This is a genomic window from Antrihabitans stalagmiti (assembly GCF_016482825.1).
GTDB lineage: Bacteria > Actinomycetota > Actinomycetes > Mycobacteriales > Mycobacteriaceae > Antrihabitans > Antrihabitans stalagmiti.
Window position 1 is genome coordinate 980,394 of sequence record NZ_JAEMNV010000001.1, and the last position, 13,675, is coordinate 994,068.

Below are 13,675 nucleotides of genomic sequence, written 5' to 3' on the forward strand. Positions count from 1 at the left end.
CTCGGACGCTGACACCTCCGAATGCTATCAATGGATACCCGTGTTCGAGCAGAGCAAGTGCCCGCTGACCGGGAACCTGCCTGGCACTTGCCGACTGTGAACCCGATTCTGGTGCATGCCAATACCTTCAGGAGGGCAGCATGAGTTCGGAGAATCTACTTGTCGAGTTTGCGGAGATCGACAGCGCGACGTTGCGAAAGGTGATGGGACATTTCTGCACCGGCGTCGCGGTGATCACCGCACACGACGGCGACGTCCCACGAGGGTTCACCTGTCAATCGGTGGTATCGGTATCACTCGACCCGCCATACGTGTCGTTCTGCCCATCGAAGACGTCGACGACGTGGCCGGTTCTGCGTGCGTCACGCAGCCTGTGCATCAATATCCTCGCCGAGGATCAACGCGACATCTGTTCGAGCTTCGCGGTGAGCGGCGGAGACAAGTCTCGTTCGTGCACGAGCAGATCGCTGGCCGCCACGATCCGATCTGGTTCGTCTTCGACGGAAAAGCGAAGCGCCGCTACCAGTTCGGTGCGGTGATGCCCGGGCAGAAATTCCCGCAGTCGTGGTTCGATTCCGGACTGATGCACCGGGCCGACACTGTCGCCGAACTGGCCGCGGCGATCGGGATATCGGCAACAGGTCTGACGGAGACGGTAGCCCGCTTCAACGGCTTCGCCCGCGGCGGAAGGGACGAGGACTTCCGCCGAGGCGAGAGCGCCTACGACAACTACTACGGCGACCCGACGTTGGCGACCCCGACGCTGGATGTTCTGGATACGAAGCCGTACTACGCCGTGAAGATGATCGCCGGCGACCTCGGCACCAAGGGCGGCGTCGTCTCCAACGAACACGCTCAGGTCGTGCGCGCAGACGGCACGGCGATCGACGGACTGTATGCGACCGGCAACGCGTCGGCCGCTGTGATGGGTAACGACTACGCGGGTGCCGGGGCGACAATCGGTCCCGCGATGGTGTTCGGCTGGATCAGCGCCCGCCATGCGGCCGGTGCACAGTAGAAACGCGGCGACGACATGCAAGAACTCAGCTGCACCACCTGCGGCAACTGTGTGCTTGTCGACAAGTACAGCCCAACACACACCAGCATCCAGTGGCTGACCGACGCCGAGCAATCCTGCCCGAGATTCGCCGAGCAGGTCGACGCCGGCATCCGCAGCATGTGGATTCCCACCTGCCCATCCCTGCGCGCGTCGATCGAACGCGCCGCTGTCGACGGCGCGCTCCGAACGGACGCATTGCGATCCGAGCCCCTTCCTGGCCGACTCCAGTGACCAGCTACAACGAAAGCGATTGATATGAACCAGATCTCGAATCAACTGGCCGGAAAGTCCATCATCGTCACAGGTGGTGCGCGTGGCCTGGGAGCAGCATTTGCTCAGCACATCGTCGAACGTGGCGGCAACGTCGTCATCGCCGACCTACTCGACGAGGCGGGCGAGCACACCGCAATCGAACTCGGCGATCGCGCCCGCTACGTCCACCTGGACGTGACCGACCCGACGCAGTGGACCACCGCGGTGCAGTACACCCTCACCGAGTTCGGCTCCCTGACGGGACTTGTCAACAATGCGGGCATCGCCACCGGGCAGTTCACCGAACACGAACCGCTGGAACACTTCCGCGCCGTTCTCGACGTCAACCTGGTCGGCGTATTCAACGGAATTCAGTCCGTCATCGCTCCGATGCGCGCTGCGGGTGGCGGCTCGATCGTCAACATCTCCTCGGCAGCCGGGATGATGGGCCTCGCGATGACCGCTGGGTACGGAGCATCCAAGTGGGCCGTCCGAGGACTGTCGAAGATAGTGGCCGTCGAACTCGGCCCGGACCGCATCCGCGTCAACTCCGTGCATCCCGGCATGACCTACACGCCGATGACGGCACAGCTGGGAATCAAAGTCGGCGAGGGCAATTACCCGAACACCCCGATGGCGCGAGTCGGTCTGCCGGACGAGATCGCCGGCGCGGTCGGGTACCTACTCTCCGATGACGCGAGCTACGTGACCGGCGCAGAAATTGCGGTGGACGGCGGTTGGACAGCAGGTCCGACCGTGAAATACGTGATGGGGCAATGATGTCGAAGAATGGAACGAACATGAACAGACTCAACGGTCACCGCATCCTCGTAACAGGCGCGGCGTCGGGTATCGGCCAGGCAACTGCGCTGCGCCTCCTGCGCGAGGGCGCCTCGGTTGTCGCCGCCGATATTTCTGCGGACGGCCTCGACCGAACTCGAGCGTTGGCATACGAACCCGATGCCACCAGGCTGACCACGCAGACGATGAACATCGGCGACGAGGCGTCCGTCGTCGAAGGCGTCCGAGCATCCGTCGCGACGCTGGGTGGCCTCGACGCACTTGTGAACGCCGCAGGCATCCTGCGTGCGTCGCACACTCGTGACACGAGCCTCGACCTCTGGAACCAGATCATCGGCATCAACCTGACCGGGACCTTTCTCGCTGTGCGCGAGTCACTTTCGCCACTGCTCGACAACCCGCGCAGTACTGTCGTGAACTTCAGCTCGACCTCCGCGTCGTTCGCGCACCCGTACATGGCGGCCTATGCGGCAAGCAAGGGCGGCATCCAGTCGTTCACACACGCGCTAGCACTGGAATACGGCAAAGCCGGACTCCGCGCAGTCTGTGTGGCACCGGGAAGCATCAAATCGGGAATAATCGATGCAACACCGGGATACGTCCCAGCAGATGCTGATTGGACTCTGTTCGGCAAGCTCTCCCCCATTCTGCCCACCGATCTCGAGTCGGGCGGAGCGGGAATGGGTGACCCAGCCGCGGTGGCCGGCGTGATCGCCATGCTGGTGTCCGAAGACGGTGCATTCATCACCGGCACCGAGATTCGCATCGACGGCGGCACACACGCCTGACCTGCACCGTGCGCGGTCGGCGAGTCCATGGACCCAACGGGGCTGTGAACTCCCCGACCGCGCAGGGTTTTTCAACGACCGAGAAACTCCAGGGCCAACCGCTCGAAGTCCGCCTTGCGCTCGATTTGCGCCCAATGACCACACTTGGCGAACACATGCAATTCGGCGTTCGGCATCTGCCGGAACGGGAACAGCGCGCCCTCGTACGGCAGCATCCGGTCGTCGCGACCCCAGATCAGCAGCGTTTCGTGCTGGACCTCGGCTGCTCTCGCCCACAGCTGAGGGCGGTCCGCGAATCGCGGATCCGAAAACGTCTGGAAGATCGCGAGAGTACGAGCGATGGCGCCCGGCTGCAGAGCATTCTCCATTCGCTGGTCGATCAGTTCGTCGGACACGACTGCCGGGTTGCCGACCATGGTGTCCACCCAGGCGACCATGCCGTCCCGCGTCGGATTCGCCAGAAACTCGAACAACCGTCGGGAGCCCTCGCTAACCGAAGGCGCGAAACTGTTGACCGCGAGCCCGCCCGGTCCCATCAACACCATCCGGCGGACTCGGTCCGGATGTGCGAGGGCGAACTCCGTAGCGACGTTGCCGCCCATGGAATTTCCGATGATGTCCACCCTGTCGATACCGAGTTCGTCGAGAAAGAACCGTATCGAGTCGGCAGCGACGCGCGGATATACGTCGTTCCACTCCAGCGCGGGACTGCGACCGAAGCCAGACAGGTCGAGGATGATCGTGCGGTACTGCTGCGCGAATACCGGGAAATTGCCAGCGAAGTTCGACCAGCCGCTGACCCCCGGACCGGATCCGTGCAGCAGCAACAGGACCGGTCCGCTGCCGGCCTCGTGGTAGTGCAGGTCGTACTCACCCGCTACGGTCCTGCTCGTCGGCTCGAATCCGAGAGTCGTTGTCATGGTTTCCCTTTCGTCGGTCATTGCCTCTGGTACACGACCAACGTATTCAACTTTGTTGCGCCCGAATCGATCTCCTTCCGCTGAGCGGGAATGCGCACCTACCGTGCCCGCCGTGGCACCTAGAGTCCCCAACGGAGAGCCACCGGACTCGGTGGACAACCGGCAACAAGGAGACCCCATGCTCGATACCGCCGAGCGGAAGACCGCGGCGACCCTGCTCTGGGATGCCGAGACCACTCGCTCCCCCATCGAGCCACTCGGTACGACCTTCCCAGCAATCGACGCGACGGACGCCTACGAGATTCAGCGCAGCAACATCGCACGCAAACTGGCTCTGGGTTCGACCGTCTGCGGACACAAGGTGGGACTGTCGTCACCGGTGATGCAGCAGATGATGGGAGTGGACGAGCCCGATTACGGCCACCTGCTCACCGACATGAGGATCGAAGACAGCTCGACCGTCGATCTGTCGAGGTACTGCTGTCCACGCATCGAGGTCGAGATCGGGTTCGTACTCCGCGCTGCGCTACCCATGGTCGGCTGCACAGAAGCTGACGTTCTCGCCGCGACCGCCAGCGTGGTCGCGGCAATCGAGCTGATCGACAGTCGGATCATCAACTGGCAGATCGGTATTGCGGACACGATCGCGGACAACGCGTCGTCCGCGGGCTTCACACTCGGCCGGCCCCGCGACGCCGGGGACCTGGATCTCGCAAACGTTGCGGCAGTGCTCTACTCGGGCGAGCCCCACGCCGAGATCGAGGTGACGAGCGGCAACTCCGCTGCCGTGCTCGGCAATCCGCTGACCGCTGTCGCGTGGCTTGCGAACACGGTCGGCGCCTTCGGGGTCCGCCTGGAGGCCGGCCACGTCGTGTTACCGGGCTCGTGCACACGGGCGGTCGATGTGGTTGCAGGACAGAGATTTCGGGCGGACTTCGCCGGACTAGGCAGCGTATCGCTGCGATTCGTCTGACAGATCGAGGAGATTTCACGTGGACAAGTTGAAAGCCGCCATCGTCGGCTCCGGCAATATCGGCACCGACCTGATGTACAAACTCCTTCGCTCGGATGCCATCGAGCCAGCCTGGATGATCGGCGTCGATCCGGAAAGCCCCGGCCTGAAGCGGGCTGCCGAGCAGGGCATTTCGGTCAGCGCCGGTGGCGTCGATTGGCTTCTCGCCCAGAAAGAGCTACCGGACCTGATCTTCGAGGCCACCTCGGCGTACGTCCATCGCGCCAACGCCCCACGATACGAACGGTTGGGGATCCAGGCCATCGACCTGACGCCGGCTGCGCTCGGACCGGCAGTCGTGCCGGCAGTGAATATGGGCACACACCTCGACGCGCCGAATGTCAACCTGATCACCTGCGGCGGCCAAGCAACGATTCCGATGGTCCATGCGGTCTCCCGTGTCGTTCCCGTGCCGTATGCCGAGATCGTCGCCAGCGTCGCTTCACCCTCCGCCGGGCCCGGAACCCGGGCGAACATCGACGAGTTCACACTCACCACCAGCCGCGGCATCGAGACGATCGGCGGTGCCGGACGTGGCAAGGCCATCATCATTCTCAATCCTGCCGAGCCACCGATGTTCATGCGTGACACTGTGTTCTGCGCGATTCCCGAGGACGCAGACCGAGAGGCGATCACTCGTTCCGTTCGCGAGATCGTCGATTTCATCGCAGCCTACGTGCCGGGGTACCGCCTCGTTGCCGACCCGCAGTTCGACGATCCGAGCCCGACCAACGGCGGTATGGCGCGCGTTGCGATCTTCCTCGAAGTCGAAGGGGCAGGTGACTTTCTGCCGCCCTATTCCGGCAACCTCGACATCATGACCGCGACGGCAGCCAAGGTCGCCGAATCGTTCGCCGCGGCCAAACTCGCGCCACAAGCAGAAGGAGCACGCTATGCCGTTTCCCGCTGAGCAGTTTGGAGCTGTGCCAAAGACCGTCGAGCCTTTCGGTTCGACCCTCGATGTCCGCGTAACCGATTCGTCGTTACGCGACGGGTCTCATGCCAAGGCACATCAGTTCACGACCGAGGACGTGCGAAAGATCGTGGCCGCGCTCGACGGCGCCGGCGTGCCGGTCATCGAAGTGGCGCACGGCGACGGATTGGGTGGATCGTCGTTCAACTACGGCTTCAGCCGGACGCCGGAGCAAGACCTGATCAGAACAGCCGTCGCCACCGCGCACAACGCCAAGATAGCTTTTCTGATGCTTCCCGGCCTTGGCACGCAGGCCGACATCAGAGCCGCGGCCGACAACGGTGCCCAAATCTGCCGCATTGCAACACATTGCACAGAAGCCGACATAGCCGTTCAACATTTCGGGTTCGCACGCGAGATCGGCCTCGAGACGGTCGGCTTTCTGATGATGTCTCACAGCCAACCGCCGGAAGTTCTTGCTACCCAGGCCCGAATCATGGCAGATGCCGGCTGCCAGTGCGTCTACGTCGTCGATTCCGCGGGTGCGCTGATCACGAAACAGGTCAGCGACCGGGTTGCTGCCATCGTTGCCGAACTGGGCAACGATGCCCGTGTCGGGTTCCACGGACACGAGAATCTCGGCCTCGGAGTAGCAAATTCGATTCTCGCCGTCGAAGCCGGTGCGACACAGATCGACGGCTCGACCAGGCGCCTCGGCGCGGGGGCAGGTAACACCCCGGTCGAAGCGTTCGTCGCGGTCGCCGAAAAGCTCGGCATCCGAACGGGAATCGACACGCTCGCGATCATCGACGCCGCCGAGGACGTCGTGGCGCCGGTAATGGACAGGGAATGCACATTGGATCGCATGTCGCTGATGATGGGCTACGCCGGGGTCTATTCGAGCTTCTTGCGCCACGCCTACCGCCAAGCCGAGCGCTACGGCGTCAGCGGAGCTGAAATTCTGCTGACGGCAGGTCGCCGCAAGTTGGTCGGGGGTCAGGAAGACCAGCTCATCGATATCGCCGTGGAACTCGCTGCGCTGTAATTGGATCTGGCTCTCATTGGACACGGCCCTCGTCCGAGCCGAAGCAGTCGGACGAGGGCCGTCGATTTATGAGCGACGCTCAGCGTTGCCTGTTGCCGCCATCCACCGGCAACGTCACCGCCGTGATGTAACGCGCCTCATCGGAGGCCAGGAACAGCGTTGCGTTCGCCACGTCGATCGGCTGGATCATCGGTGTGTCGCCGTTGGCCGGATGCACGGAGTTGACCCGAATGTTGTGCGCAGAAAACTCTTTCGACATCGCACGCATCAGTCCGACCACACCGTGCTTCGCAGCGACGTAATGCGCGACTCCCGTCGGTCCCCGGCGCGCCTCGACCGGGTTGGTCAGGATCATCGAACCCGCACCGCGCCGGATCAGGTGCGGGGCTGCGGCTTTGCATGTCTGCCATACGCCGGTGAGGTTGACGTCGAGCATCGTTTGCCAGGCGTCCTCGGTCAACTCCACAGCGGCACCGGTCGGAGTGATTCCGGCTGTGGCACAGACGATATCGAGACCGCCGAACCGGGACGTCCCACGGTCGACCGCATCGCGCAAGGCGTCTGCGTGTCGCGCGTCGGCAACGACTGCGCACATCCGCCCGCCTACCGCCTCGACCTGTCGCTGCGTCTCCGCCAGGTCTGCGTGTGTTGCCGCTGGAGCGATCACGGTGTCGACGGATGCACACCTGTCGACAGCGATGACAGCTGCACCCTCCGCTGCGAGGCGAACTGCCTGAGCGCGTCCGATACCGTGGGCTGCTCCGGTGACCAGGGCAACCTTGCCTGCTACTCGCCCCATGTTTCAGTCCACCTTCTGCGTCAGGCCGGCGTCGACGACCAGCTGAGTGCCGGTCACGTATCGGGATTCCTCGGATGCCAGAAAAAGCACGGCATTGCTCACGTCGATCGGATCGACCCACGGCACCGGGAGCAGATTCTTCGCGGCAAGCAAGGCGACGGCATCCCGCTCCGAGGGGTTTTCCAGGTCCGGACGCAAGTTTGCGAATACATCGGGGTTGCGGATCATGGACGTTCCGACCGCGCCGGGATGCACGGTGTTGACCCGAATTCCGCGGGGACCCAATTCGTTTGCGAGCGTGCGTGCCAGCCCGACAACCGCGTGCTTACTGGCCGAGTAGTGGGCAGTGTTCGCAGTTCCTTTGACCCCGTTGGTCGAGCTGATTATCACGACCGAACCACCGTCGGACAGGTGTGGCATCGCGGCCCTGATCGTGTGCCAGACGCCGGTGAGGTTGATGTCGAGGGTCCCCCGCCAGGCTGACTCCTGCAGCTCCCAGGACGGGGCAAGATCGGCATAGATGCCTGCGTTGGCGACAATCACGTCGAGGCGCCCGAGTTCGGCGACGCCGTTGGATACTGCCGCGGCCAACGACTCCGGTTCGCGCACATCGGCGGCCGAGGTAGTGCAGCGGCGGCCAAGGTTGCGCACGAGCAATGCGGTCTCGTCGAGGTCTGCAGACGATGGGGCCAAGTCGACTGCGATGATGTCGGCACCTTCCGCGGCCATCCGGACGCAGTGGCTTCGCCCCATACCGCGGGCCGCACCGGTGACGAACGCGACAGTGCCTCGCAATCTGCTCATCGACTGTCGCCTTCGATGACACGAAATCCTTTGTACCCGGCGGTCGCGACCTCGGCACAGATGCTGCCGTACACCCCGAACCCGCCGATGAACGGCATAAATACCCGCGGCTTACCCGGGATGTTCGTGCCGAGGTACCACGAATTGGCGATCGGAAACAACGTCGCCGCGGCCCTTTCGTTGCACTCGGCGACCCAGTCGTCGACTGCTCGAGGCATGGCTTCGATTGCAACACAACCATGTTCGTCGAGGTAGGCAAGACAGTCGGCAATCCAATCGACGTGCTGTTCGGCGCCCAACACCATATTCGCAAGTACGGACGGGCTACCCGGTCCGGTCACGATGAACATGTTCGGAAAGCCGTCCACGCCGAGGCCGAGGTAACTCCGTGGACCGTCTGCCCATCGATTCTTCAGCGCAACCGCGCCGCGGCCACGGATATCGATCCGATCGAGCGAACCTGTCATCGCGTCGAAGCCGGTGGCGAAGATCAGCACATCGAGGTCGTAGCGACCTGCCGTCGTGAGGACTCCGTTTGCATCGATGGAATCGATCGGAGCGTCGCGCAGATCGACCAGTGTGACGTTGTCCTTGTTGAACGTCCGGTAGTAGTCGGAATCTGTGCAAATTCGTTTGGTTCCGATCGGATGGTCCTTCGGGATCAGCCGCTCGGCAACCTCTTGGTTTTCGACGATCTCGCGAATCTTGGCTTCCACAAATGCTTTTGCCTCGTCGTTGGCGACAGGGTCGATCGTTTGATCGGGAAAGGTCTTGCTGAACAACACGCCGCCGAGCTGCCAGCGCGCCTCGAAAGCTGCTCGCCGCTCGTCGGGCGGCGTGTCCATCGTCTTCGTCGGATAGGCGTTGTACGGGGAGCCGCCTCCGCTCTCACGTGAGAGCCGTCGCCGCTCGGCGTAGGTAGCTTTTACCCGCGTCCGTGTTTCTGGATCGATCGCCGTATTACCAGCAGGCACACTGTAATTCGCGCTGCGCTGAAAGACGAACACGTGATCCGCCTGCTCGGCGACAATCGGAATCGATTGGATGCCGGAGGATCCGGTGCCGATCACGCCGACACGTCTGCCCTCGAGTTCGACGCCACCGTGCGGCCAATGACCGGTGTGGTGCGTTTCGCCGGCGAACAGTTCGAGTCCAGGAATGTTCGGCGTCATCGCCGTCGACAGCGCCCCGGTGGCGAAGACGCAATACCGTGCCGTCACCGTTTCGCGGTCGGACTCGACAGTCCAGCGCATCGTGTCCTCGTCGAGGTGAGCGGTCAGCACTCTGGTGTCGAACCGGATATCGCGCCGGAGGTCGAAACGGTCGGCGACGTGCCGAACGTAGCTCAGAATCTCGGGTTGAGATGCGTACTTCTCGGTCCAGTCCCATTCCTGTTGCAGATCCTCGGAGAACGAGTAGGAGTAGTCGACGCTCTCCACGTCACACCGCGCGCCCGGGTACCTGTTCCAGTACCAGGTCCCGCCGACGTCGGAACCCGCTTCGTACACCCGGACCGACAAACCCTGTGCGCGAAAGCGATACAGCGCGTACAACCCTGCGAATCCGGCGCCGACGACAACCACGTCGACTGTCGGCTCAGCGGGAGTCCTTGTGGTGACCATGTGAGCACGCTAGGGGCGCCGCACGAGAAATCGGCTGCTTGTTCCCGGTGAGTGGGTTGTCGACTGTGACCGTCCCGGCCAGCGGAAGTCGCTCTCCCCCAGACCACTTCGTATTCGCATAATTCCTCTCGTTGTCGAACGAGAGGAACAACGACGATGACCACCGTCGACAAGCCCCGTACGTCTGCTTCGATTGCGCTCAGGGTTGCCGGCGTCATCGAAGAAACCGCCGATTCATGCTCAGTCGTCTTCCATGTGCCCGACGAGACGGACGGAGCGTTCGACTACCGCCCCGGACAATTTCTCACCCTTCGTATTCCAAGCGATCGCACAGGATCCGTCGCACGCTGCTACTCCCTGGCAAGCTCACCGTTCACCGACGAACACCCCAAAGTCACCGTCAAACGCACTGCGGACGGCTATGGGTCGAATTGGATCTGCGACAACGTCCGGATCGGTGACGTCCTCGAAGTCCTCCCGCCGTCGGGTGCGTTCACGCCGAAGAATCTCGACGACAACTTCCTGCTCTTCGCCGGAGGCAGTGGCATCACCCCTGTGATCTCGATACTGAAATCGGCTCTTACCCAAGGCAACGGCAAGGTCGCACTGGTCTACGCCAATCGTGACGAGAAGTCGGTGATCTTCGCCGATGAGCTGCGAGAGCTTGCGGCGGCGCAGCCGAAACGCCTGCTGATTTTCCATTTGCTCCAAAGCGAGCAAGGCCTCCCGAACGCCGAGCGAATGGCGACGCTCATCGCACCGTTCGAGGGCTACGAGTCCTTTCTGTGTGGGCCGGCGCCGTTTATGGACGCAGCCCGCGAAGCACTGAACCTCCTCGGCGTACCCCGTTCCCGAATCCATGCGGAAGCCTTCAATTCACTTGCCGGCGACCCGTTTTCGCCCATCCCGGTTGTCGACCTCGGCGCGGACGACGCGGACGACGATGCCGCGACACTCGAGGTAGAACTCGACGGCGAGTCCCACCACCTCACGTGGCCGCGCGCCCGGACCCTCGTCGACATCATGCTCGCCCGAGGACTCGACGTGCCGTACTCCTGCCGGGAAGGCGAATGCGGATCGTGCGCGTGCAGGGTTGTCGAAGGCGACGTCGTCATGGACAACTGCCGCGTGCTCGATCCCGACGATATCGACAGCGGCTACATCCTCGCCTGCCAATCCCGGCCGAGCACCGATCACGTCAAGATCGAGTTCTGAGCTTTCCAGATGTGACTTCGACGGCCTACTGCGACAATCGAGCGATGTACCGATGGCCGATGGCATCCGCCGATCGAGGGCGATCCAACTTATGCGAACGGTAGTGATTCCCGCGTTCGGACCGCTCGGCGACGTCGACCCGTTCGTCGCGTTGGGAATCCGGCTACGTGGCGCAGGCCACCGCGTTGTGATCGCTACGACGAGGGCGTTCGAAGACCGCGTCACCGGTGCCGGTCTCGAGTACCGACCCCTGCCGCGCGACATCGAAGCCGAGACGCGCAAATCTGCTATGGCACAGCGCATGTTGGAGGGTCAGCGTGTCAGGCCGTCGCGAAAACTGGTTCAGGACATGGTCGAAGACATGCGAGCGGTGGCCTTCGCTGTCATCGACGTGTCGTTCGATGCCGATCTGTTGCTCGTACCGGCCCCTGTGTCGCTGTTCGGGTTTCACATCGCCGAAGGTTTCGACATCCCCGCAATCGGCGTGTTTCTGCAGCCGCTCGCCCCTACCGGTGACTTTCCGCCACCCATGGCCGGAACTCGGTCGTTCGGGCGGGACGCGAACCGTGCGATGGGCAAGCTACTCGCGGTCGGAGAGCAGCCGTTTCTGTCGTTGATTAACGACGTCCGGGCAGCCTTCGGGCTGGCGCCCGTGTCGTTGCGCGAGCACATCCGCAAACGCCTCGACGACTGGCACGTCTTGCACGGATTCAGCGCAGAAGTTGTTGCGCGACCGTCGGATTGGCGGGCCGGGCTCGAAGTCGCCGGCTACTGGTGGCCGCCGTCCGTTCCAACCTGGACTCCGCCACAGGAACTGGTGGAGTTTCTCGCCGCAGGGCCCCCGCCTGTGTTCGTCGGACTCGGCAGTACCGCGACCGAAGCCGGCGACCGCTACAGCCGAATCGTGTGCTCGGCGTTGCGCCGAGCCGGCAAGCGCGGAGTTGTCGATTCGGGGTGGGCACGCCTGCGGGGCGACGGTCCGGACATGATCACGGTCGGCGATGTTCCGCACGCGTGGCTGTTTCCTCGAGTGAGTGCGGTGGTGCACCATGCGGGCGCCGGGACGACGGCGGCCGGACTCCGCGCGGGCGTACCCGCCGTGCCCTTGCCAGCGATCGGCGACCAACCGTTCTGGGCCAAACGCCTGCACTCGCTCGGGGTCGCCCCAGCGGTGATCCAGCGAAAGGATCTAACTGTCGAACGGTTAGCCGACGCTGTCGTCGCGGCTACCTCCGATCCGCGCTACCGAGAGCGTGCAATGACCATCTCTGCACGGTTGCAGGCCGAAGACGGAGCCGTCGCCGTGCTCGAGGCGGTCGAAGAACGCCTGCGTTGATCCAAGCCAATGCACCTGTTGCACTTGCTACTTCATCGTTTCGAGGTATTCGTGCAAGATCTTCGCGACTTCGGCGGCAGGCTTGGGCAGGTCGAGATCCATGTGTGCGGTGTGGATGTCGCGCGTGACGATTCGACCGTCGATGTATTCGCCCCAGGTTTCGGGGAGTGCTTCGATCGATGTCTTCTGAACCGGACTGACCGTCGCCCGCAGTAGTAGCGCATCGCCGGGATACACCGGCATCGTGTGTTCGGTCATGATCGTCACGTTGTTCTTGAAGATGCGGAAAGCCTGATCGAGGAACGTCGAGTATTCGGCAGTGTCGACCACGTCTCCGTAGCGGTGGCGAATCCATTCGCGAATCTCGTTGCGCACGAAGTCGTCCGATGGCGCCTGATCCATTGCCCGACGGGCTTCCTCGCCGATCGGCGCGCTGTCGAGTAGGCCGAGGAAGGCAACCTCGTGGCCGCGTTTGTCCAACTCTGCCGCGACAGCGTGCGCGACCACACCTCCGAAAGACCAACCGAGGACATAGAACGGTCCGCTCTGCTGGATCGCCAGGATGTCTTCGATGTAGTCGGTGACCATCGCGTCGACGGATACGGCCAACGGTGTCGAGCCGTCGAAGCCGCGGGCCTGAATCCCGTAGATGGGTCGGTCCTGCAGATGCTTCGCCAAGCCGCGATAGCACCAGCTGAGCCCGCCGCCGGGGTGCATGCACCACACCGGCGGTTTCGAGCCTGCTTCCCTGATCGGCAACACTCCCGCAAACGCCTCCGCGGCCATAGCCGTGAACTCGACGGCCTGCGCCTCGGTGGATTCGTTGGCGACCGGCGCGCGGTCGGCTTTCGCCAATTCGACGGCGAGGCCACCGACGGTCGGGGTCTCGAACATCACCCTGACCGGCAGGTCGATACCGAGTTCCGCCCGGATCCGGCCCAATAGCTTTGTAGCACTGAGTGAGTGGCCGCCGAGTTCGAAGAAATCGTCATCGACACCGACCTGCCCAACACCCAACACCTCCGCAAACAACCCCGCCACAATCTCCTCCACCGGCGTACTCGCCGCCCGAAACACCCCAGCCCCCACCGCATAATCCGGCGCAGGC

Annotated in this window: 13 protein-coding genes and 2 pseudogenes; 10 read left to right on the forward strand and 5 right to left on the reverse strand. The window is 63.2% G+C overall.

The genetic code is table 11. The features are described 5' to 3' along the window. Positions 1-140: 140 nt before the first annotated feature. The 5 genes and pseudogenes from JGU71_RS29695 to JGU71_RS04485 form a co-directional block, all read left to right on the forward strand. Positions 141-443 (forward strand): annotated as a pseudogene (locus tag JGU71_RS29695) (flavin reductase family protein); the annotation flags it as partial. Beyond that, positions 443-1,018 (forward strand): annotated as a pseudogene (locus JGU71_RS29700) (FAD-binding protein); the annotation flags it as partial. The pseudogenes JGU71_RS29695 and JGU71_RS29700, both read left to right, overlap by 1 nt. Before the next feature lie 15 nt (positions 1,019-1,033). Next, positions 1,034-1,291 carry a hypothetical protein gene (locus JGU71_RS04475; RefSeq protein WP_199702651.1) on the forward strand — a complete coding sequence of 86 codons (258 nt, stop codon included), beginning with the start codon at positions 1,034-1,036 and terminating at the stop codon, positions 1,289-1,291. Between the two features lie 24 nt (positions 1,292-1,315). After that, on the forward strand, positions 1,316-2,092 hold the full coding sequence (locus tag JGU71_RS04480; RefSeq protein WP_199702653.1) for a glucose 1-dehydrogenase: 777 nt from the start codon (positions 1,316-1,318) through the stop codon (positions 2,090-2,092). Between the two features lie 20 nt (positions 2,093-2,112). Beyond that, on the forward strand, positions 2,113-2,901 hold the full coding sequence (locus JGU71_RS04485; protein ID WP_199702655.1) for an SDR family NAD(P)-dependent oxidoreductase: 789 nt from the start codon (positions 2,113-2,115) through the stop codon (positions 2,899-2,901). Between the two features lie 71 nt (positions 2,902-2,972). Here the strand turns inward: JGU71_RS04485 and JGU71_RS04490 are convergent, their stop codons facing one another. Then, entirely contained in the window at positions 2,973-3,821 is an 849-nt protein-coding gene (locus JGU71_RS04490) for an alpha/beta fold hydrolase (protein WP_199702657.1), read from the reverse strand. Between the two features lie 178 nt (positions 3,822-3,999). Between JGU71_RS04490 and JGU71_RS04495 the strand changes: the two genes are divergently transcribed. From JGU71_RS04495 to dmpG, 3 genes are read left to right on the forward strand one after another with little or no spacing between them, the layout of a single operon-like run. Continuing rightward, positions 4,000-4,794, forward strand: coding sequence for a 2-keto-4-pentenoate hydratase (locus JGU71_RS04495; protein WP_199702658.1), 795 nt, complete (start codon positions 4,000-4,002; stop codon positions 4,792-4,794). 19 nt (positions 4,795-4,813) lie between these two features. Further along, entirely contained in the window at positions 4,814-5,743 is a 930-nt protein-coding gene (locus JGU71_RS04500; protein WP_199702660.1) for an acetaldehyde dehydrogenase (acetylating), read from the forward strand. Further along, positions 5,727-6,791, forward strand: a complete 1,065-nt coding sequence (dmpG, locus tag JGU71_RS04505; RefSeq protein WP_199702670.1) for a 4-hydroxy-2-oxovalerate aldolase — start codon at positions 5,727-5,729, stop codon at positions 6,789-6,791. Before JGU71_RS04500 ends, dmpG begins: the two co-directional genes overlap by 17 nt. 79 nt (positions 6,792-6,870) lie before the next feature. Here the strand turns inward: dmpG and JGU71_RS04510 are convergent, their stop codons facing one another. The 3 genes from JGU71_RS04510 to JGU71_RS04520 are packed head-to-tail and all read right to left on the reverse strand — an operon-like array spanning position 6,871 to position 10,016. Beyond that, complete coding sequence (locus tag JGU71_RS04510) at positions 6,871-7,590, reverse strand: mycofactocin-coupled SDR family oxidoreductase (RefSeq protein ID WP_199702672.1); 720 nt, start codon at positions 7,588-7,590, stop codon at positions 6,871-6,873. A gap of 3 nt (positions 7,591-7,593) precedes the next feature. Further along, positions 7,594-8,394 carry a mycofactocin-coupled SDR family oxidoreductase gene (locus tag JGU71_RS04515; RefSeq protein WP_199702674.1) on the reverse strand — a complete coding sequence of 267 codons (801 nt, stop codon included), beginning with the start codon at positions 8,392-8,394 and terminating at the stop codon, positions 7,594-7,596. Further along, the gene (locus JGU71_RS04520; protein ID WP_199702676.1) at positions 8,391-10,016 is read right to left on the reverse strand and encodes a flavin-containing monooxygenase; all 1,626 of its coding nucleotides are present in this window, start codon (positions 10,014-10,016) and stop codon (positions 8,391-8,393) included. Before JGU71_RS04520 ends, JGU71_RS04515 begins: the two co-directional genes overlap by 4 nt. Positions 10,017-10,172: 156 nt before the next feature. Here JGU71_RS04520 and JGU71_RS04525 point away from each other — a divergent pair, with 156 nt between their 5' ends. Next, on the forward strand, positions 10,173-11,231 hold the full coding sequence (locus JGU71_RS04525) for a ferredoxin--NADP reductase (RefSeq protein ID WP_199702678.1): 1,059 nt from the start codon (positions 10,173-10,175) through the stop codon (positions 11,229-11,231). A gap of 91 nt (positions 11,232-11,322) precedes the next feature. Then, complete coding sequence (locus tag JGU71_RS04530) at positions 11,323-12,567, forward strand: glycosyltransferase (protein ID WP_199702680.1); 1,245 nt, start codon at positions 11,323-11,325, stop codon at positions 12,565-12,567. A 27-nt stretch (positions 12,568-12,594) separates the two neighbouring features. Here the strand turns inward: JGU71_RS04530 and JGU71_RS04535 are convergent. Further along, on the reverse strand, positions 12,595-13,675 hold a 1,081-nt coding region (locus JGU71_RS04535), incomplete at its 5' end, for an alpha/beta fold hydrolase (RefSeq protein WP_233528613.1).